Origin of the sequence: Pedobacter westerhofensis, from assembly GCF_900182595.1 — a bacterium.
In the GTDB taxonomy this organism is placed as follows: domain Bacteria; phylum Bacteroidota; class Bacteroidia; order Sphingobacteriales; family Sphingobacteriaceae; genus Pedobacter; species Pedobacter westerhofensis.
Genome location: NZ_FXTN01000002.1, coordinates 293,540 through 313,897, shown reverse-complemented (window position 1 = coordinate 313,897; position 20,358 = coordinate 293,540). Strand labels below are relative to the sequence as shown.

Genomic DNA, 20,358 nt, shown 5'->3' with positions numbered 1-20,358 from the left:
AAGCATGAAGGCTGAGTTTCTGGTTATGAAAAGATCACCTTATTCACTTATTTTAGTTCCGGAAGGCTCTTCTCAAGATGTGTCCTTAATCCTTCATGCTGATGTGGTAACTTCAGGTTCGTTCCCAGCTCATTCAATGGCTCATCAACCGTAAATCCCGGATTTTCTGTGGCAATCTCAAAAAGCACGCCTCCCGGCTCACGGAAGTAAAGCGAGAAAAAGTAGTCCCGGTCTATCTTGCCGGTGATCTGTAAATTTTTGCTGAGGATCTTTTCCCTCATCTCCATCTGTACATGCTCATCTTTTACACGGAAAGCTACGTGGTGATTGGTGCCTGCAGCATTTCTGCCTCTTGATCCATTTGGAAGCTCCAGTAAATCAACAATCTCTGCCGTATCTACAGTGTCCGTTATAAAACGGTACCGGTTGCCTTCCTGCGACAGTAAATGGTAGCCAAAAAGATCAGTCAGCACTTTTGCCGTTTCGTCAATGCTTTGCAGGGTAAGTGTGGTGCTGTGGAACCCTTTTGTAGCGGTATCGCTTTTGATATCAGCTGTTTCCCATGGGGTTCTGCTGTCCGGTTTCGCAGGAACGATCAGACTCAGTGATAAGCCATCCGGATCACGAAAAGTAAGCAGTGATTCACCAAAACGTTCTGAAATTTCAGCATGGTTCAGTTTGTTGTCTTTCAGTCTTTGCATCCAGAAATCAAGGCTTCCTGAAGGTACTGAATAACCAATTTCGGTAGCCATGCCCAGGCCTTCCGTTCCCTGTCCTATACCCGTCCAGGGAAAAAATGTCAGTATTGTACCTGCAGAACCGCTTTCATCTCCGTAATACAGGTGATAAGTGTCAGGATCATCAAAGTTGACGGTCTTTTTAACGAGTCTTAAGCCCAGGGTTTTTGTGTAAAAGTCAAAATTCTGCCGGGCATCACTTGCGATGGCAGTAATATGGTGCAGACCTAAAATACTGTTGTTCATATGTATTAATTTATGTATTGTATCAAATTCCTTTATAATTCTTTCGGTTGTCCGAATTCAGCGGCAGGCCTGGTATAAAAGTAACAGGCCACCATTGCCAGGCCGGGAATAACTACGCCGGCAAGGCCGAACAGTTTACCAATATACGCGCCCAGAAAACATCCCGTTAGGAAGCCGCCCAGTGTAACAAGCCCACTGCCGATGGCCGGAATATAGTCACCGCTTTTTATGCCAGACACCAGGTACAGGCGGATATCCAGTGCAAACTGCGTTGCATTGCCGGTCATCATTGTGGTTGGGCCATACGTTTCCTTCGCAAAAAGTTTCCCGAAGGCATTCTGTAATCCCATAGCAAAAACAATGACCATCGTTACCAGGTACATCGGCCAGGTGATTACGGCATTCTCGATATATCCAAGAGAATAAGCCATTAGTCCAGCCAAAATCAAAATCACTCCTTCGCAGCACAGTACAAAATGCCTGCTCGAGAACCTTGCTGCTATCCAGCCGTCGGTCATTACTGCCAGCATGAATACCGGAAAGCTGAGCAACTTTATCCAGGCATCACCCTCTGCCCCTTTCACCAGCTGGTAGGCAAACACAATAAAGTTCCCGGTTACGTGTGCTGAAAAGATCTTATCCGCAGCCACAAATGTGATGGTATCGCAATAGCCGGCAATGATGGTCAGCACCAGTGTTACAAACCAGATCTTATTCTGTTTTTCTTCCATTTAGTTTTATGATAAATGTGCCCTTAACATCCAGGCCATCGTCTCATGTTTTTCCATTAGCCCCGTTACATAGTCGCTCGTACCCAGATCTTTCAGCGGGGCTACATAGTTGTTGATGTTTTCCCTGATGTGGATAATGATACTTTCATGATCTGCAAGCAGCATCTTGATATAACCCTGACTGTCATTCTGTTCCCTGTCATCTTCTGATAAATGAGTGAGTTCAAGAAACTGCTTCAGCGATGCCGGCGCATAATGCCCCAGTTTGCGGATACGTTCTGCCACCTCATCAATGATTTCCTCTAGCTGGTTGTACTGCTCCTCAAAGAATTTATGCTTGTTGTAAAAATCCGGGCCTTCAATATTCCAGTGCGCTTTACGGGTTTTTGTGTACAGGACAAATTCGTCTGCAAGAACTCTGCTGAGTGAATGTGCCACCTCTGCGAGGCGGTCTTTGCTGATACCAATTTTTGCTTCCATTTTTATTTTTTTTGAATGTTAAAGAATGAATATGATTAGTTATAATTTCATACCATAATCAATTGTTACCTTTTGATAATGAATGATCTGCATAATATAAAATTACCTTTTAATGGTTAAAATAAATGTGATAAAGATTACTATCCACGGAATATGACCCAGGCCCCAGAACCAGCAAAAAGAGCCTTGCAAGCATATACATATAAGGCACATCCCGTACTTCAATATCATCGTTCCGGTGTACTACAAAATACCCGGTTGCAGTGACACCGATAGAGGGCAGCAGGAAGATCCTGGTTCCAAAACCAATAGCTACCAGGAAGGGCACTATGTTATCAGAAAAAGTGGCAACCAGCGCATCTAGCTTTTCCGGCAAATGCAGTGGATTAGGCACATGTTCTTTCTGCCCATTCTGGATGCGAAACTTTTTCACCCCTCATCTTCCCAGGTATTCATGGATGTTCTGTCAATATGAGGGGAGCTCGCTGCAGGATAAAACTCTTCAATCTCAGGAAATACCGGCCCTGAAAAGAATTCTTCTGCAACAGTGCTTACAATGGTTAATATATTAAAAATTTTCCAGACCCCGGCTACGATCGCCACATTCGTACAAAGCTCATTAATAGCAATACTTTTAGTGGAAAAAGCCATTTGTCCTTCAAAATCGATTAAAACTAAAGTGTGATTTTCGGGCGAATGAAGATTCGGTGATGGTTTCATAATCAATATTATATTGTTTCCCTCAGTATCCAAGAAACAGACCACAGAGCAAGCCACTTTAAATCAGCATATTAAAAAATAACAGTAAAAAAATCACTAACTGCATATCGTCGATTTACGAAACGGGATATTCAGCATTTTGCGGTTTGAGAAGCTATTATTTCGTAAATTCACGACCTGTCGTCAGAGACAAAATGATGCAGTCAGGTACAAAGAGCTGTGAATAAATCAATTACCAACTGGTGCTGTTATTGATCAGTAACCAGAAGAATATGCCTGATTTCCTGCTCAGTTATAGGGTATGAGATAAAGACAAAACAATTCAGATGAAAGAAAAAATCCTAATTGTAGAAGATGAATTTATTGTAGCAAATGATCTGCGGATCATGCTGGAAAAAGCAGGCTATTTTGTGTGCGGCATCGCACCCTCTGTAATTAAGGCCCTCGAATTAATCAACGCCAAGAAGCCCGACTGGGTACTGCTTGACATCTTTTTACAGGGCGATAAAACGGGGATTGAACTGGCCGTGCAGCTCAGACAGATGAATCTCCCCTTTATTTATATTTCTGCCAATACCAACCAGGCAACCCTCGAAGCAGCCAAGGCTACCCTGCCCTATGGCTTTATGGTTAAGCCTTTCAGGGAAAAAGATCTGATGGTGATGCTCGACATTGCACGTTACCGTCATGAGCAGCACCAAAAATATCAGCATTACGAACAACCTGCTCCCACAATACAAATCGCAGATATACTCCATAAAAAGGAACCGCTAAGCAACCGGCTTAAAGCAACCGCCGCCGCACTGGATACCGTGATACCTTTTGATTTCCTCTGGATTTCCAGAGCCAGGCAAAAAGCAGGCAGCCGGGATATCGGACTGCTCAAAACTGCCCGCAGCGATTACAGGATATTTAATATCGGGGAACTCCTCGAAACCATGTGCATCTCTAAGCGCGATTTCAAAGCCTGGAGCACAACTGCAATTTTGAACCATACTGCTCCTGTCATTGCCGGCTATGCGTTCAAAAAGCTCAAAATGGACAATATATTGATTAACTGCCTGTCAGATCACTTTCACTTTGGATCTTTACTGGTTAAGGAGGCAGAACGTGAAGGAGAAATATTTCAGTTTGTTTTTTTCAATGTCTCGCCAGATCTATACAACAGTGTGCATGTTGACATTACGGATCAGTACACGAAAGATTTTGTCCTGATGCTGGACATGATTGCAGCAGAAAAAGAGTTGCGGACCGAAAAGACAACTCCCGTTCCTGTGATAACGGAAACGGCAGCCAGGGGGTTTGAAAGGTCGCGGGAAAGCCTGCCTGAATTCTCCGGAGTGATCGGAAACAGCAAACTGCTGCATGGCGTATTTAAAAAGGTTGCACTCGTTGCACCTGATGATACTTCCGTGCTGATCCTGGGCGAAAGCGGAACCGGAAAAGAAAGGATAGCCCATGCCATCCATAAACTTTCGCCAAGGAAATCCCGTGCAATGGTAACGGTAAACTGCGCTGCGCTGCCGCTCAGCCTGATAGAATCTGAACTGTTTGGCCACGAGAAGGGCGCCTTCACCGGTGCCCATGAAAAGAGGATCGGTAAGTTTGAACAGGCAGACGGGGGCTCTATCTTCCTTGACGAGATCGGAGAACTACCGCTGGAGGCACAGGCAAAACTATTACGGGTTCTGCAGGAAAAAGAAATTGAACGCGTAGGCGGAAACTACACAAAGAAAATCAATGTCCGCATCATTACCGCCACCAACAGGAACCTGGAAAAAGAGGTCGCCGATGGAAAGTTCCGGCTGGACCTGTATTACAGGCTCAACGTTTTTCCGGTTGAACTGCCGCCATTGCGCCAGCGTAAGGAAGATATTCCTGTTCTCGTTCAGCATTTCATTCATAAGTTCAGCAAAGGATCACCAGCCCCGGTTACAGGTATATCCGCAGCAGCAATGAACGAGCTCATGGAGTACAACTGGCCCGGAAATATCAGGGAACTTGAGCATCTGATCGAAAGGGCGACTGTCATGACTGAAGGTGATACCATCACCACAATTGAGCTTCCTGCCCCGCATCGTTTACAGGAAAGCGGTGAAAAAGAACATTCCGGCATCAAGACTCTTGAAGAGATCGAAAGGGAACATATTTTGAATATCCTGAAAATCTGCAAAGGAAAAATATTTGGAGCCGGTGGTGCTGCTGAGCTTCTGAATATCCCTTCAACAACGCTCAACTCCAAGATAAAAAAACTAGGTATCAGGTACGAATTTGAGAAATAGTGCTTAGCTGCTGGTTTTGCAACTTACATGAAACTATAACAGTTATATTTGTAAGGTAAAAACCATGTTCAATATGAAAAGATATACTTTATTATTCCTTGTACTGCTCTCCATTTCAGGCTATGCCCAGAACACGATTAATAATTACAAATATGTTATCGTACCTGAAAAGTTCAGCTTCCTGAAGCAAAACGACCAGTATAAATTAAATACACTCACCAAAGCACTGCTTCAGGACAAGGGCTTTACCGTGTATTTTGACAACGCCGAGCTCCCAACAGAAATTGCCAACAATAAATGCTCAGCGCTCACAGCTGATCTGCTGGAAAAGAACACCATGTTCAGCACCAACCTTACCCTGCTGCTGAAGGATTGCTACGGCAAAACAGTTTTTGAAACCAAACAGGGAAAAAGCAGGGAAAAAGAATATACTGTATCATATAACCTTGCACTAAGAGATGCTTTCAGTTCATTAAGCGATACACCCTATGCGTATGTGCCGGCAACTGCTGCCCAAAGTCAGCAGGCTGCAGCGGCTTCCGCGCCCGTTGCCAGTGTAACGGCAGCCAATAGCGTTCCCGCAGCTGTGCCTGTCAGCACAAATGTGCCCGCAGCAGTAAGCGCTGCGGCTCCGGCCAAAGCAGCTCCGGCAGAAAGCAAACTCGCTGCAGGAACCCTGTACGCACAGCCCAACGCTTCCGGATATCAACTGATTGATACTACCCCGAAAATCATCTTAACGCTGTATAAAACTTCAGCAGAAAACTATTTCATCGCTGCCAACAGTTCATCCAGCGGCATCGTCTTTAAAAAGAACGACAGCTGGGTTTTGGAATATTACAGTAACGGCCAGCTGATAACAGAAAAACTGCTGATTAAATTTTAACATTTCTGTTGTCGCGATTAACCCCCATAAATGTCGTGGATACACCCGGCAATTCAGTTCACAGGATTGTATGTTTGTTTAAGAGATCAAAATCCGGAACAAACATACACCTCAGATGGAAACAACATACAACAATACAATCTATCCATGTCTGATTCTTAAGGACAAAGTTTCAGCCGCAGCTGATTTTTACATCCATGCCTTTGGCAATGGAAAAGTGCTGCAAACCAATCCTATTGTTACCTTCATAGAGTTGAGCGGACAAAACTTTATGTTGCTCAACGATGGTACCTCAGCAAGGCCAAATGCGTCCATTTCCTTTATGGTCACCAGCGAAACGCCGGAAGAAACAGCACAATACTGGAATAACCTGGCTGAGGGCGGAAAGGTCCTGATGCCGCTCGACAGTTACGACTGGAGTATAAAATACGGATGGGTCGAAGACAAATTCGGAGTATCCTGGCAGTTGTTTACGGGCAGTAAAAATCCGCTGTCTCAAAAGTTCTGCCCTTCCCTGATGTTTACCGGCGCTGATGCCGGAAAGGCAAGGGAAGCCGTTCATTTTTATACGCAGCTGTTCCCAAAATCCGGCATTGAAGGGATGATGGAGTACAGCGGAGATGATGGTGATACCGCTGGTTTTATCAAACATGCCCAGTTTCAGATCAATGGATTGATCACTACCGCCATGGATAGCTCTGCAGACCATGGTTTCAAGTTCAATGAGGTGGTTTCACTTGTGGTTAACTGCGATACCCAGGACGAGATCGATCACTACTGGGATAACCTTACCTCAGATGGCGGACAGGAAGTGATGTGCGGATGGTTGAAAGACAAGTATGGCATCAGCTGGCAGATTGTACCCAAAGTAATTGGAGAACTCGTTACAGATCCTGAGCGTGGCCCGCGTGTGATGCAGGCTGTCATGAAGATGAAGAAACTGATCATTGAAGATCTAATCAACGCATAACCCGCTACTTTTTAAGGTCCTTCTCTTCCTTCACGTCCGTCCCTACCGGTGGTGGAGTTTTACTTTGCTCCTTCGTAGCTTCGGTAATCTTCAAACCTGCATATGCACCGGAACTGATTCCCATTAACAGCAGCACTGTATTGTCAAAGTCGGGCATTAAATGGGTGCTCAGCGTCCGCTGTATAAAGATAATCCCAAACAAAAGGTTAAAGATCACATTCTGCAGGCGCTGTATATTGATGCTCGAGCCATCAGAGAGGATATCTACAAACCAGCCCTCACTTCTGGCGTTATGATCTATGGTTACACCTTCCCTGTTACGGTTTTCAATGAGTTTAGCCGCTGCCGTAGTACCAATGCTGATCCCAAGAATGGCCAGCACAGAATCCGGAATGGCAGGCAGCACGCCTGTTGTCAGACAAATATGCACATAGGCAACAACGATCAGGATCGTCCAGTAAAACATCTGCGACCTGCTCAGGCTGTAATAAAGATTGTTGTCATCTTTCAGCACGTTTTTAAACAGCGCTGTTACCGCAACCCCGGCAATCACCACAATGATCAGTACCACCCAGCCCCAGTGTATGTTCTGCCGTACTTCTACATACAAGGGCAGCTTTGCACTCACTAATGGCCTGGTTTTATTTCCCAGGGAAAGATATACCGGTACGATCTCGGTACTCACAGAATTTCTCTGCAGGTACTGTTCCAGCACATCCTGAATTTTGGTATTAAGTTTAAAGTATACAGTTTTTTCATATTCGCTGATGCGGATGGGCGCAAATCCATCTACCCGCATACCGTCAATATACATGACAGTTAACTCCCGGAGGGGCCGCGATGTGCGAATTTCGATCGCAACCACTTCGTCCATCCTGGCCGAGTCCTGTTTGGAACGCATGTTTTTGATGCTGATAATGGAATCGGCAGGTGCCACGGCGGACTGACTGAAAACATCAGCACTGCAAAGCATTAAAAACACCAGTAGTATGTTTTTATTAGCGTTCATAAAATAGTATCTGTGAAGACATTATATACAATTTTCTTATCGAAAGGTCGCTTCTTCAGAAACGTTAGACAATAGCAAAAAATTGCTATTGCAAGTTGAAATAAAATGAATTTTATAGAGGGGCGCCCGGCCGATGTTTGAGGACTAAGCTTCCTAGGATCCCTGCAGCGACGGAACCGAGCAGGATTCCATATTTTGCCTGGTCAACATACTGTGCATCTTTAAAAGCGAGGCCGCCGATAAATAAAGACATCGTAAAGCCAATTCCCCCCAGCAGGGCGATCCCAAACAGATGTTTCCATGTGGCACCGGAGGGAAGTCTCGCCACACCCGTCTTCACCATGACCCAGGTAAACAGAAAGATCCCCACACATTTGCCTATTACAAGTCCGGAAGCTACGCCTATGGAAACAGGATTGATGATGCTCTGAAGAAAATCGGCGCCGATGCTGATACCCGAATTTGAAAGTGCAAACAGCGGCATGATCAGGTAAGCTACCCAGGGATGTAAACCGTCCTCCATCTTTTGCAGCAGTGTTCCCGAGGGGATTGTAAAAGCGACCACTATGCCCGCAAGTGTGGCATGCACTCCGGAAAACAGAAAGCAAAGCCATACAGCAATACCTATCAAAAGATAAAAGAGAATTGATTTGATTCCAAAGCTGTTCCCGGCAATCAGTACCCCTACAAATAGCCCGGCAATGCCCAATGGGACAAGGTCTAGGCCCTGGGTATAAAAAAACGCGATCACGAGTACCGCACCAAGGTCGTCTGACACCGCTAAGGCCGACAAAAACACCTTGACAGAGCCGGGAATGTGCTTGCCCGCCATAGATAGAAGCGCAAGTGCAAAGGCAATATCCGTAGCCATAGGTATCCCCCAGCCGTGTTCCGCTACGGTATTCCTGTTCATCAGAAAATAGATCAATGCCGGGACAATCATTCCTCCTGCAGCGGCCATCATCGGCAGCACTGCCTTGCTTAGAGAGGAAAGTTCCCCCTCCAGGAATTCCCTTTTCAGCTCCAGTCCGATTACAAAAAAGAAGATCGCCATCAGCCCGTCGTTGATCCAGATATGCAGCGGCTCATTCAGTTTAAACTGGCTATAGCCGATAGCAAACCTGAGCTCCCACAGTTCGTGATAGGAATGCTGAAAGGCAGAATTTGCCCATAGAATTGCTGTCAGCACGCTCAGCAGCAGAATTACTCCACTGCTGTATTCCAGCTGGATGAACCGGTCTATCGGAGAAACAATTCGTTCGAGCGCAGTCTTATTGGCCATAAGGGCCAATATAGTTGTTTTTAAAGAATACGCCCAGCTTTAATCCGGCTTTTCGTTGTTATAGATTTTTAACACCTCATCTGCAGAGAGCGCCTTATTGTAAAACCTGATATCATCCAGAGCGCCTTTAAAAAATGCTGCATTGGAGAAATAAAACGGGCTTGTGGTATCCGTAAAATTCAAGATGCCTTTTGGCAAAATCTGACCGATCGCCAGGTTAACCGGTGCCACAATCTTAAACGCCGTTCCCGCAGCATTTTCTTTTTTCACCTGCACACCATCCACGTAAAACGTGATCGCACCGTCACCTGCCGTCACTACTGCATGGTGCCATGCGCCATTTACCATCTTGCCTGGATTACTGTCCCTGTCGTATGTTCCTGAACCAGTCTTAAGAGTAAGGAACAAAAAGTTGTCCGTTTGCAGCTGGAACTTAAAGCCATTCCATTTGTTGAGCGACATGATATAGTTATCCCCATAGGATTCTTTGGGATTGATCCAGAGGCTCAAACTGAGAATCTCAGGATTCAGCGCCGTGGAATACGGAACTTCCACGTATGCACCATTGGCAAATTCATAGGCACTGCCCGCAGTACCGAACCTGTCTGTAGTCAGTACAGGCAACACCCCTCCGTCAGAATGACTGGCGGCATTCCCGATAATGCCCGACATCAGTGTCCCGTCATGATGGTTCGCCGTAGCATCCAGCGCATTGCCATTGAACAGCCATTTTGCAACCAGATTCTCTGGCGCAACCTCAGCAATCTTCCTGCCGCTGAAATCTGTTACAGCCCTGCGCAGATTGGCAAAAGCATTATTCACCTCGGCCTGCGTATGTTCACCCGTGGTTACCTGGGTGGCCAGATCAACCGCCTGTTTAAGCACAGTGCGCGCCTGTTTGGGGTACTGCCCCAGGTCGTGCCCTTCAGCACTGGAAGTATATACCTGAGCAACAGAATCAGTCAGTTGCTGCAGACTTGCTTTATTGGAACTGAAATCCGGTTTCGCCTCATCATCTTTACAGGATGAAATCACCGCTGCAAGCATCAGCGAAGCAAAAATCAATGTTGTATATTTTTTAAAAATCATGATCAAAATTGCTGATTATAAATTCCCGCTGGCATTCAGTTCTGTCTGCGGAACCGGGAAGAATTTGTTTTGTGTAAAATTGAAGTTTGGCGCAGAAGGCTTAATCACAGCCTCGGCATAAGCCTGTCCGTAACGGATCACATCCAGGAAACGCTGGAATTCCAGTGCCAGTTCAGAGCGGCGCTCACGGCGGATGATGTCCCTCAGCTGCGACTGGTCAGTCACAGTAATAGCCGGAAGCAGATCTGCAGGAGCGGTTCCGCTAAAATTCTTGCGCGCACGCTCGCGGATCCTGTTCAGTGGTACCAGTGCGGCAGCAGACTGCCCTGATTCATTCAGCGCTTCGGCTTTCACCAGAAGAATATCCGCAAAGCGGATTGCTTCATAATTCAGGTTACCATCGTTTTTTGTGGTTGAGGGCACCTCGCTCAGTGGCTGTACATGTTTTTTAGAAAGATATCCAGTGGTAGACCATGAGGTCTGGAATGCACTGTCAAAATAGGGCTGCCCTGCTCTTGCAACCGTTAGGTCCAGACGCGGGTCATTGCTCTCGAAATTGTCAACCAGGCTTTGCGTAGGATAAAACACTCCTGCCCCGTTCAGTGCGCGCGGTGCAAACCAGTAGTTCAGTGAATTTCCCTGAAGCGGTTGTGCCCCGCGGGTATGCCATACAGAGAAAACCACTTCGTTGTTCGTTTTCGCAGATGCGCTGAAGTTGTCACCGAACTTATCAGTCAGTGCATAACCCAGTCCTTCCACCTGCGTGGCAAAAGCCGCAGCTTCTGTGTATTTCTTCTGGAACAGCGAAGCCTTGGCCAGTAAAGCCAGGGCTGCACCTTTGCTGGCCCTACCCAGGTCTGTAGTTGCGGTCCATTTATCCGGCAGCCCTGCCGCGGCTTCGGTAAGGTCTTTTTCAATCTGCACATACACCTGTGCCTGCGGCGATGCAGCAACGGCACCATCTGCCAGTGTACTCACCTTTAAGCGCAGGGGGATATTCCCGTAGAAGTTCGTCAGCATAAAATAATAGTAGGCACGCAGGAATTTAACCTGTGCCAGTGCCTGTGTCCGCACCGTCTCAGAAACTTTGGTATTGTCGGCAGTAAGCCCATCTGTAACTACATTACAGCGGTTGATGCCATTGTAGTAACGCGACCATAAGGCCTGTATCGCAGCATTTGTGGGCAGGATATTAAAGAGGTCTACACCTGTATAATCTGCCTGTTCACCGGCGTTGCCGCCAATTACCACATCATCTGAGGCTACGTCGCCCAGCACCCATAGCGGATTGGCTGCACCATCAGTAAATGTTAAAGGTATATAGGCAGCATTTACTGCCGTAATTGCCGTAGCATCGTTGCTGAAAAGGTCTTCGTTGGAATAATAGCCCAGTGCAGGCTGATCGAGGAATTTCTTGCAGCCCGAGCCCAGCAGCAGCAAAACAAAAAGCGGTATGATATATAAATTCTTCATGTATCTAAAAGTTAACATTAAGGCCTACAGTGTAAATTCTGGCCGATGGGTAAGTACCCCAGTCAATCCCAACAGCTCTTACACCATCGCCCTGGCCATTACTGCTGGTATAAATTTCCGGGTCTAGTCCCGTATATTTGGTAAACGTGAGCAGGTTCTGGCCGCTCACATACACCCTCATCGAAGCGATCTTCAGGTTTGCCAGCATCTTTGGTGTAAAGCTGTACCCAACCTGTGCGTTCTTCAGGCGCAGGTATGAACCACTTTCCAGGAAACGGGTGGATGGTCTGGTATTGTTGGTAGAGGACGCAGAGCTCCAGGTTAACCGCGGAAACTGGTTGGTACTTCCTTCTCCCGTCCAGCTGCCTGTGGCAACCCTTTCGGTGATGTTAAAGGCCCTGTAAAAACCTTCTGTATCCGTTGCAATCTGGTTGTACAGCTTGTTGCCATATGCGCCCTGGAAGAATAAACTGATATCAAAGCTTTTGAACTTCACATTGCCTGTAAAGCCGTATGTCAATTTTGGGATCGGGCTTCCGGCAATCTCACGGTCGTTCTCATTGATTACTCCATCGCCATTGGTATCTTTATATTTTACATCTCCGGGCTGGATTCCCGCACCCTGGTAGGCATGTGTAAAAATGTCCAGCTGATTTTGGAAAATACCTTCCATCGGGATCAGGTAAAAAGCCCCGATCGGCTGCCCCACGGTAGTCAGTGTTGCATTGTACTCATTGCCGATGCGCCCTCCAAAGATCGGAGAACCTGCAAGTGACAGTACCTTATTCTTCAGCGTAGCCAGGTTTCCCGAAACATCGAAGCTCCATTCGTCAGATAGCGTTCTGCGATACGAAATCTGCAGTTCAAAACCCTGGTTCCTTACTTTTCCGGCATTGATATACGGACTGGTTCCGCCTCCGGCACTTGGCGCCAGAGGATTTGCAAACAGGATATCAGAGTTATCACGGATAAAGTAATCTGCGCTCAGCTGCAGGTTGTTGTCAAAGAAACCCGCATCCAGTCCGTAGTTGGTCTGTGTACTGGTTTCCCAGGTGATATCACTGTTTCCCCTAGATGTAAGGGAGTTCCCGATTGCAGGCGTGCCGCCAAAAGGATAAAACCCTACAAAAGAGTTCAGTGTGGTATAGGCGTAGTTGCTGATCTCCTGGTTACCTGTCTGGCCGATACTTGCGCGCAGTTTCAGCATCGACAGTTGGTCAAAGCCCTTCAGGAAGTCTTCCTGGTCTAAGCGCCATCCAACCGATCCGGCGTAGAAATTACCGTACCTGTTGTCAGGGCTCAACCGCGAAGAGCCGTCACGGCGAACGGTAAAGCTGGCCAGATACTTATCTGCGTACTGGTAATCTGCACGGCCAAACAAAGAGAAGAGCGCCCAGCGCGATTCGTTTTCTCCATTCTGCTGCACGCCAATCCCGTTATCCAGGTACTGGAAATTGTCAGACTGGTTGGGAAATATTGATCTTGAAGCAGAGAGGCCATTTGTGCGGCTCTTGATGGCTTCAGTACCCGCAAGCAGGTTGATCGTTTGATTTTTATCGATTTTTAAATTGTAGGTCAGCGTATTGGTCCAGTTGTAATCAAACTGGTTGGCGTTGGAACGCGCCAAACTTCCCGGAGAATTCAGGGAGCGGTCGCTTCCCCAGATTTTAAAGAACTGTTTAAAGTCCGTGATCACCAGGTTACCGCCAAAGGTGGTACGGAGTTTTAACCCCTTTGCAATATTCGCTTCGGCAAAGATACTTCCAAGTACACTGTAAGCATTATAACTCCTGTCAAAGTTATCGGCATATCCTACCGGGTTTAAACCATCCCCAAAGAAAGCGGAGTTTTCCGGAAGGTCTACATAATCGCCGTTGGCTTTAAATACGGGAGTTGCAGGAGATCTTAACAAAGCGTACCTCAGTACGCTGGCACCCTGGTTGCCGTCACCAAAACCATCACCCGAAGCACCCGTTTGTCTGGTTTTCGCATAGGAAAGGTTCAGGTTTACACCTGTAGAAAATATTTTCGAAAGCGTACTGTTCACAGCTGTACGCAGGTTAAACCTGTCGTACGCACTGTTTTTTACCAGTCCGTCCTGCTTATAGTAATTGGCCGAGACCATATAATTGCCGGTTTCATTTCCGCCGTTCACCGCAAAGTTGGTATTGTTTACCAGTGCCGGTTTGAGCACTTCTTTCTGCCAGTTAACATCAGGAAGCCCTGCTGCCAGGCTCGCCGGGATCTGCGTCCTTCCATCGGCCGCTGCCGCAGTATTAAAAGCATTTACATATTGCTGTGTATTTGCCATTTTGATCAGGTCGCCATGTACCTGCACACCTGTATACTGGCTCAGGTTAAACTTTGCCTTGCCCGAAGTTCCTTTTTTGGTCGTAACCACCACAACACCGTTGGAGGCTCTTGCCCCATAGATCGAAGCAGATGACGCATCTTTGAGGATATTGATACTTTCGATATCAGAAGGAGAGATCTGGTTGATCCCGGATGGCGTAGGCACACCGTCAATCACATATAAAGGATTGTTGTTGTTAATGGTTCCGATACCGCGGATCCGTACCGCAATACCTTCCCCTGGCGCACCTGTGCCCTGGGTTACAGACACACCGGCGGCCTTGCCCTGCAGTACCTGATCTACCCCGCCGACAGGCATGTTGTCAATATCCGAAGGCTTAATGGTAGACACCGCACCTGTCAGGTCTTTCTTTTGCTGGGTTGAGTATCCTGTGATCACCACCTCGTTCAGCGCCTTGCTCGAAGGAGTGATGGTAATCGTAATATTAGCCTGCGTTCCCGGATGAACGATTTTCGTGGTATACCCTACAAAAAGCACCTGTATCGCACTGGTCACATTCGGGAGCCGGATACTGAACTGGCCTTTCGCATCAGTGAGCACGCGGGCGGTTTGTCCGCGGATCTGGACCACAGCACCCGGAACGGGCAGTCCTTTTTCGTCTTTAACAATTCCTTTCACCATTCCCTGAGCGCTGGTGTCAGCAGTATTCTTTGGAGGATCAGGAGGCAAAGGGTTCTGGGGGGCCACTGGTTTCTTCAGTGTGTCCGTTTGTACCGGCCTGCGCTTTAGCGTATCGGGAATTTCCTGTGCCTGCGCTGCAAAAACCAGGAAGGGCATGGCCAGAAAAATGTACTTTTTTGGTAACAGTAACTTCATATATTTGATTAGAAGAGGTATTTATATCGCAATTGCGACATAAATAATACAATATAAAAAGGAAAATGTTTGGTGAATGTTATCTATTTTTTCTAATTTCTTAAATGCTGATGTGCTCCAGTTCATCCAGATAGGCCTGGTCTACATCCGCGCCGATACCGGGAAGATCAGTAATTTCCAGCTTCATCCCATTGTACCTTGCCCCATTCGTAACAGGATCTGCAAGATGCGCCAGTAAAGCAGTATCGAGATCAAAGATACTGATGTGTGGATGCGCCATTGCAAAATGCACATTGGCCGTTACCGCAAGCCTGCTTTCAAGCATCCCTCCCAGCATACAGGGAATGTTGTTTTGTTCTGCTACCCTGCTGATCAGTGCTGCTTCATGGATACCGCCGCTCTTTGCAAACTTGATATTAATATAATCTGTAGCCTTGTTCCTGATGATCCTTTCTGCATCCCGGTGGGTATATACGCTTTCATCGGCCATCACAGGTATGGGCGATAACCTGCACAATTCCGGCAGCAGCTCATCGTTGTATGTGCGCATCGGCTGTTCACAGAATGAGATATTGTAGGGCGCCAGTTCTGTCAACGTATAAATAGCATCCTCAAAGGACCATCCCTGATTGGCATCTATCCTGATCTCAATTTCAGGGCTTGCGGCTTCACGGATGGCCTTGATCCGCGCAATATCCTCCGTAGGAGTTTTGCCCAGCTTGATCTTCAGGATGGTAAAACCATTTGCTATAATTTTAACCGCAGCGGCCGCCATGTTTTCCGGGGTACCGATGCCGATCGTCAGGTCTGTTTCTATTAATCTCTTTTCGCCGCCAAGGTATTTGTATAGCGGCAATCCTGCTGCTTTGGCCGCAAGATCATACAGCAGCATATCAAATGCACTTTTGGCCGTGTAGTTTCCTGCCGTATACAGCTGCAGTTCGGCCAGCCTTTCGGTAATCTGCAGCGGGTCTTTACCTTTCCAGATAGCGGCAAAGTCTTTCGCCATTTCATAACAGGTAGCCTGGGTTTCGCCCACGATCATCGGAAATGCAGAACATTCACCTACGCCGGTCAGCCCGGTATCGGTCTGTGCACGTACAAACAGGTTCTGTGCAAAATGCATCGTTCCTGTGGCAATGGTAAAGGGCTCAGTGGGTATGGAATACTTGTAGATTTCGAATGCTGTAAATTTCAATGTATCGGGTTTTAAAAAAATGTATCTGTCTTATGATCAGCCTGAGAAATATAAGAGAAATTCTGCTTTTTTACACCATATATTCTTCAATCTTGCCCAGCAGGTTATTCAGGTCGAAAGGCTTGGAGATAAACGCATCACAGCCGTAATCGCCAATAGAAAGCAATACTTTCTGATACGCCGAAAGCATAATGACCGGCAAGCCGCAGGTAAGCTGGTTGCGCTTGATCTGGCTGCACAGTTCTCCCCCGTTTACTACGGGAAGCAGGTAATCCAGGATCACCAGGTCGGGATGATATTTATTAATCAGCGGATGGATATCAAGTACTTCGTTAAAAACATGTACCTCATAACCAGAATCTGTCAGGAAATCTTCCAGAATTTCAGATAATGAGGGATCGTCCTCAATCACCAGGATTTTTCTGGCTGTTGGCGTAAGGTGGTAACTGTTCCCTGTGCGCCTGTTGGAATATATGGTTGCCATCAGAATATATTTGGTTTGACTATAACGCTTCAGAATCTGTAATCTTATCCCGATTTCATTATAGGCTTGTCAGGTAAATTTAAAAATATAAATTTCATTCCTGCCTGTACATTATACCTGATATCATTGCCACAGGTACTCATGCTAATGTGTATAAATACTAATTATATCAGCAAAAAGGCAATAAATGAATTTTATTTGTACATTAAGCGGTAAGAAATCATGGCCATGTTAGACGACGAACAAATTACAGTACCTCAGTTTTATCCCCAAATCATTGCAGCAAGCGAAAAACTGCAATTCAATATGCCTTCGGATCTCAAAACAGGGTCGTTGCTCAGAACTTTGGTGGCTTCCAAACCCTCAGGGCATTTTCTGGATATTGGTACCGGGACAGGATTATCGCTGGCCTGGATCGCAGCAGGTGCAAATGAAACATCAAGGATCATCTCCATTGATATCAATGCCACCTTTCAGCAGGTTGCGCTGGAAACATTCGCAGATGATGAACGAATTTCTATTGTCTGCGCGGATGGTAACGAATGGCTTACGTTTTACGATGGTGAGCAGTTTGACCTGATCTTTGCCGATGCGATGCCGGGAAAATTCGAGGTACTCGATCAGACCCTTGAACTGTTGAAAGTTGGCGGTTTTTACCTGATCGATGATCTTCTGCCACAGCCTAACTGGCCAGAGGAACATCCGCAGCGCGTAGAGAAACTGCTTGAAACACTGAAACAGCGGGGCGACATTGTGCAGACCACGCTGAACTGGTCTACGGGGCTGATGCTGTTTACGAAAGTCAGCTAGATCATCTTAACTGATCAGCGGGTCATCCTTTTTGATCCTGTTCAAGCGGTAAGTCAGCACCATCTCAAAAGCTACATAACCTACAAATATGATATATCCGGGCTGAAGTGAGGTATAGTTCACCGTAGTGGTCTTTAAAAATTCGTTACTGATGTTCAGATTGGAAAGCTGGCTTTTCAAGATCCCGTTTAAACCGATGTAGGTCATTGCCACGCCCACTACCATTACATCCGCCATATCCCATTTCCCCAGTTCAAAAGTCAAATATTTGATCACCTTGTTTTGGGCAAGCTTTTCGCTGCCAAGGATCACAATTCCCTTGGCAATCATTCTCAACAGCGGAAGGATGATCACAAACAGCATGATCAGCACACCTACAAGAACTGCATCCGGTTTTGGCTGCTCTATCAGCGTCTGCACAATCCCCATGATGCTTTTGCTTTGGAAGAATAACACCTGGTTCTCAAATGATACTTTTTGGTCCATCAACATAAAATTCAGCGTCTGGATCCGCGCGTCCACCTCTATGATCGATGAGGTCATCCCCACGGCCAAAAGCGTAAATAAAAGAAACAACGACATGATAAACAGCGTCTTCTGCAGCTCGCGCTTATTTCTTAGGATCCACCACAGGATCATGGCAAGCACCACGCATCCCAACATGGCATAGGCGTAATTATAACTAACTTTACGGATGGCAGCGAGATGTGTGGTTACCTCCTTATTAAAGTCTTCCCCGTTAGCTACATGATATTTTTTGTATAAACTTTTGGTTACCTGATTATAAGCTACACTCGTGCTGTCATAGGTAGCCTTCTCCAACTGATCAATCTTACTGCTCGCCACATTCTTCAGCCTCCTCACGCTTTTGGGGCTGTTTACCTTGTCTACAATCGTCTTTGCAAACGATGGTACCTGCTCCTGAAGGTCTTTCGGATCAACAAACTGATTAAATGCAAACTTTTTTAATTTGCCGGCAACAGACTTCTGCGGCTTATTTACTTCCTTCACAATAGTAGTGATCATCCCGCTCAGCTGCTGCTCCACCTTTTTCTGCAAGGCCTTCTTTTGGGCCGGACTCACATGGTAATCAGTCACCTGGCGGTCTACAACAGCCGCAATCCTTTCACGCCACTGGTCCAGGGAAAAAAGCCCGAATGTAATGTTGTTGGACATACTGTAATCTTCTTTGATCTGTTCCTGCTCAGTCGACAGTAAATCAAGATGGTAACCAAAGTACACTTCCCCGCATAGCAGAATGCCTAAGCCAAGAATCAGTAGAATTTTGGCCAGTCCAAATTTTGTAGTGGTGGTATTTGTTTGCTGAGTTGTCAATTTTTAAGGTATTAGGTGGTAATGTGCAGGATGAATTTGTTATGCTAGTGTGAATCGTATGGTGTGATATACTTCAGGATTGTCGACAGAATAAGTCCGTATAGTACAAAACTGATGAATATGATAAAACCTGGCTGCAGCGCAGTATTATTTGTTGTGATGATGGTCAGGAAATCACTTTTCACATTAAGGCCGGCCAGCTGGCTTTCCAGTAATCCGTTTAAACCGATATAGGTCATCATGATCGCAATCACAATCACGTCGGCCATACTCCACTTCCCAGACTGAAAGGCAAAGTATTTAATAAACCTATTTTCAGCAATACTTTTTTTGCTCAGCAAATGGATGCCTGTAGAGGTAAGTTTCATGATCGGAAAAAGAATACTGAAAATCAGGATCAAAACACCCACCAGTATGGAATCTATGCCCGACTGTCCGATCAGGATATGTACAACGTCAAGTATGCTTTTACTTTGAAAAAACAACACCTGATTTTTAAAAACCACCCTTTCTCCCAGCAGCACAAAATCGAGCGAGCGGATACGGGCATCTACCTCGATCATCGATGCAGTTAAGCCAACTCCCAGAAGAATAAATGCAAATAGCAGCGACATCACAAAAAGTGTTGCATGCAGGTCTTCCCGCTTACGAAATATCCACCACAGGGATAACACGATAGCGATACAGGCCAGCATCCCAAAACAATAATTGTAAGTCACCGTTTTTATCGTTGCCAGCGTTGAAACAAGTTTCTGGTTAAACTGATCCTGCGTACTCACGTGGTATTTGCTAAACATCGTTTTGTGAAGTGCAATGTTCACCGCCGAGGTACTGTCGATATAACCGGTTTTTTTGATCTCCGCAAACTTGCCCATTGCCATAGAGCTCGCTTTCTTTTTATTTGCAGGGTCATCCGCCTTGGCAATCACAGATCTTGCGAAGGCCGGAACCTGGGCCTTGATCTTGTCGGTATTTACAAAGGTTTTGATGGCAAATTTTTTAATCTTGCCGCTTACCGTGGTTGCAGGTTTGTTTACTAGGGCTTCTGCTTTATTGATCAGTGCCATGATAATTTCCTGCACCTCCAGCTGAAGTTCCTTTTTCTGCTTTTTGGTCAGTGTAAAATTACGGACCTGATGTTTGATGATTCCCGTCACCTCATCCTGCCATTGATCGGCAGAAAACAGGCCGTGCATGATGTTGTTTACTTCAGAATAATCTTCCTTAATTTCTTTTTGCTGATGCGAAAGCATATACAGCTTAACGCCAAAATAACCCTCGCCTGCAAGCAGAATGGTTAAGCCAAGGATGAGCAGTAATTTTGGGAGATTAAATCCCTTAGCAGATGTCTTTGATTGTTGAGCGGCCAATTGGTTCAAAATAAGGTTGTAATTATAACACAACTAAGATTTTTCACAAATGTTTGAACACTGTCA

The 20,358-nt window shown here is 46.1% G+C and carries 18 protein-coding genes; 4 read left to right on the top strand and 14 right to left on the bottom strand.

Annotation, left to right across the window (positions count from 1 at the left end; genetic code table 11):
• Positions 1 to 47 precede the first annotated feature (47 nt).
• From FN831_RS04100 to FN831_RS04080, 5 genes are all read right to left on the bottom strand, one after another.
• Positions 48 to 983: a ring-cleaving dioxygenase gene (locus FN831_RS04100; RefSeq protein WP_142526944.1), complete on the bottom strand. Its 936-nt coding sequence runs from the start codon at positions 981 to 983 to the stop codon at positions 48 to 50.
• Positions 984 to 1,015: 32 nt separating this feature from the next.
• Complete coding sequence (locus FN831_RS04095) at positions 1,016 to 1,714, bottom strand: YoaK family protein (RefSeq protein WP_142526943.1); 699 nt, start codon at positions 1,712 to 1,714, stop codon at positions 1,016 to 1,018.
• A 6-nt stretch (positions 1,715 to 1,720) separates the two neighbouring features.
• Entirely contained in the window at positions 1,721 to 2,194 is a 474-nt protein-coding gene (locus FN831_RS04090; protein ID WP_142526942.1) for a Dps family protein, read from the bottom strand.
• A 109-nt stretch (positions 2,195 to 2,303) separates the two neighbouring features.
• Positions 2,304 to 2,627, bottom strand: a complete 324-nt coding sequence (locus tag FN831_RS04085; protein WP_185960377.1) for a DoxX family protein — start codon at positions 2,625 to 2,627, stop codon at positions 2,304 to 2,306.
• Positions 2,624 to 2,914, bottom strand: a complete 291-nt coding sequence (locus FN831_RS04080) for a cysteine hydrolase family protein (protein WP_221931261.1) — start codon at positions 2,912 to 2,914, stop codon at positions 2,624 to 2,626. Before FN831_RS04080 ends, FN831_RS04085 begins: the two co-directional genes overlap by 4 nt.
• A gap of 326 nt (positions 2,915 to 3,240) precedes the next feature.
• On the opposite strand from FN831_RS04080, the gene FN831_RS04075 reads away from it, so the two are divergent.
• The 3 genes from FN831_RS04075 (at position 3,241) to FN831_RS04065 (ending at position 7,052) form a co-directional block, all read left to right on the top strand.
• Positions 3,241 to 5,196 (top strand): sigma 54-interacting transcriptional regulator, encoded by a 1,956-nt coding sequence (locus tag FN831_RS04075; protein WP_142526941.1) that lies wholly within the window; start codon positions 3,241 to 3,243, stop codon positions 5,194 to 5,196.
• A gap of 73 nt (positions 5,197 to 5,269) precedes the next feature.
• Positions 5,270 to 6,082, top strand: a complete 813-nt coding sequence (locus tag FN831_RS04070) for a hypothetical protein (protein ID WP_142526940.1) — start codon at positions 5,270 to 5,272, stop codon at positions 6,080 to 6,082.
• 115 nt (positions 6,083 to 6,197) lie between these two features.
• On the top strand, positions 6,198 to 7,052 hold the full coding sequence (locus FN831_RS04065) for a VOC family protein (protein WP_142526939.1): 855 nt from the start codon (positions 6,198 to 6,200) through the stop codon (positions 7,050 to 7,052).
• 4 nt (positions 7,053 to 7,056) lie between these two features.
• Here the strand turns inward: FN831_RS04065 and FN831_RS04060 are convergent, their stop codons facing one another.
• From FN831_RS04060 to FN831_RS04030, 7 genes are all read right to left on the bottom strand, one after another.
• Positions 7,057 to 8,061: a hypothetical protein gene (locus FN831_RS04060; protein ID WP_142526938.1), complete on the bottom strand. Its 1,005-nt coding sequence runs from the start codon at positions 8,059 to 8,061 to the stop codon at positions 7,057 to 7,059.
• Between the two features lie 112 nt (positions 8,062 to 8,173).
• Positions 8,174 to 9,343, bottom strand: a complete 1,170-nt coding sequence (nhaA, locus tag FN831_RS04055) for a Na+/H+ antiporter NhaA (RefSeq protein ID WP_142526937.1) — start codon at positions 9,341 to 9,343, stop codon at positions 8,174 to 8,176.
• Between the two features lie 39 nt (positions 9,344 to 9,382).
• Positions 9,383 to 10,432, bottom strand: coding sequence for a LamG domain-containing protein (locus FN831_RS04050; protein ID WP_142526936.1), 1,050 nt, complete (start codon positions 10,430 to 10,432; stop codon positions 9,383 to 9,385).
• A 15-nt stretch (positions 10,433 to 10,447) separates the two neighbouring features.
• Positions 10,448 to 11,905, bottom strand: a complete 1,458-nt coding sequence (locus FN831_RS04045) for a RagB/SusD family nutrient uptake outer membrane protein (protein ID WP_185960376.1) — start codon at positions 11,903 to 11,905, stop codon at positions 10,448 to 10,450.
• Positions 11,906 to 11,909: 4 nt separating this feature from the next.
• Positions 11,910 to 15,095 (bottom strand): SusC/RagA family TonB-linked outer membrane protein, encoded by a 3,186-nt coding sequence (locus FN831_RS04040; protein ID WP_142526934.1) that lies wholly within the window; start codon positions 15,093 to 15,095, stop codon positions 11,910 to 11,912.
• A 100-nt stretch (positions 15,096 to 15,195) separates the two neighbouring features.
• Positions 15,196 to 16,293 carry a mandelate racemase/muconate lactonizing enzyme family protein gene (locus FN831_RS04035; RefSeq protein ID WP_142526933.1) on the bottom strand — a complete coding sequence of 366 codons (1,098 nt, stop codon included), beginning with the start codon at positions 16,291 to 16,293 and terminating at the stop codon, positions 15,196 to 15,198.
• Positions 16,294 to 16,363: 70 nt separating this feature from the next.
• Positions 16,364 to 16,777, bottom strand: coding sequence for a response regulator (locus FN831_RS04030; RefSeq protein ID WP_142526932.1), 414 nt, complete (start codon positions 16,775 to 16,777; stop codon positions 16,364 to 16,366).
• A gap of 228 nt (positions 16,778 to 17,005) precedes the next feature.
• On the opposite strand from FN831_RS04030, the gene FN831_RS04025 reads away from it, so the two are divergent.
• The gene (locus FN831_RS04025; protein ID WP_142526931.1) at positions 17,006 to 17,587 is read left to right on the top strand and encodes an O-methyltransferase; all 582 of its coding nucleotides are present in this window, start codon (positions 17,006 to 17,008) and stop codon (positions 17,585 to 17,587) included.
• A gap of 6 nt (positions 17,588 to 17,593) precedes the next feature.
• Here the strand turns inward: FN831_RS04025 and FN831_RS04020 are convergent, their stop codons facing one another.
• Positions 17,594 to 18,922 (bottom strand): paraquat-inducible protein A, encoded by a 1,329-nt coding sequence (locus FN831_RS04020; protein WP_142526930.1) that lies wholly within the window; start codon positions 18,920 to 18,922, stop codon positions 17,594 to 17,596.
• 44 nt (positions 18,923 to 18,966) lie between these two features.
• Positions 18,967 to 20,292, bottom strand: a complete 1,326-nt coding sequence (locus FN831_RS04015; protein WP_246101330.1) for a paraquat-inducible protein A — start codon at positions 20,290 to 20,292, stop codon at positions 18,967 to 18,969.
• Between the last annotated feature and the right edge of the window lie 66 nt (positions 20,293 to 20,358).

Coding starts and splice junctions, on each gene's coding strand:
- FN831_RS04050 (WP_142526936.1), bottom strand. CDS start 10,432: ATGATTTTTAAAAAATATACAACATTGATTTTTGCTTCGCTGATGCTT.
- FN831_RS04030 (WP_142526932.1), bottom strand. CDS start 16,777: ATGGCAACCATATATTCCAACAGGCGCACAGGGAACAGTTACCACCTT.
- FN831_RS04025 (WP_142526931.1), top strand. CDS start 17,006: ATGTTAGACGACGAACAAATTACAGTACCTCAGTTTTATCCCCAAATC.
- FN831_RS04075 (WP_142526941.1), top strand. CDS start 3,241: ATGAAAGAAAAAATCCTAATTGTAGAAGATGAATTTATTGTAGCAAAT.
- FN831_RS04080 (WP_221931261.1), bottom strand. CDS start 2,914: ATGAAACCATCACCGAATCTTCATTCGCCCGAAAATCACACTTTAGTT.
- FN831_RS04065 (WP_142526939.1), top strand. CDS start 6,198: ATGGAAACAACATACAACAATACAATCTATCCATGTCTGATTCTTAAG.
- FN831_RS04070 (WP_142526940.1), top strand. CDS start 5,270: ATGAAAAGATATACTTTATTATTCCTTGTACTGCTCTCCATTTCAGGC.
- FN831_RS04090 (WP_142526942.1), bottom strand. CDS start 2,194: ATGGAAGCAAAAATTGGTATCAGCAAAGACCGCCTCGCAGAGGTGGCA.
- FN831_RS04100 (WP_142526944.1), bottom strand. CDS start 983: ATGAACAACAGTATTTTAGGTCTGCACCATATTACTGCCATCGCAAGT.
- FN831_RS04045 (WP_185960376.1), bottom strand. CDS start 11,905: ATGAAGAATTTATATATCATACCGCTTTTTGTTTTGCTGCTGCTGGGC.
- FN831_RS04095 (WP_142526943.1), bottom strand. CDS start 1,714: ATGGAAGAAAAACAGAATAAGATCTGGTTTGTAACACTGGTGCTGACC.
- FN831_RS04040 (WP_142526934.1), bottom strand. CDS start 15,095: ATGAAGTTACTGTTACCAAAAAAGTACATTTTTCTGGCCATGCCCTTC.
- nhaA (WP_142526937.1), bottom strand. CDS start 9,343: ATGGCCAATAAGACTGCGCTCGAACGAATTGTTTCTCCGATAGACCGG.
- FN831_RS04060 (WP_142526938.1), bottom strand. CDS start 8,061: ATGAACGCTAATAAAAACATACTACTGGTGTTTTTAATGCTTTGCAGT.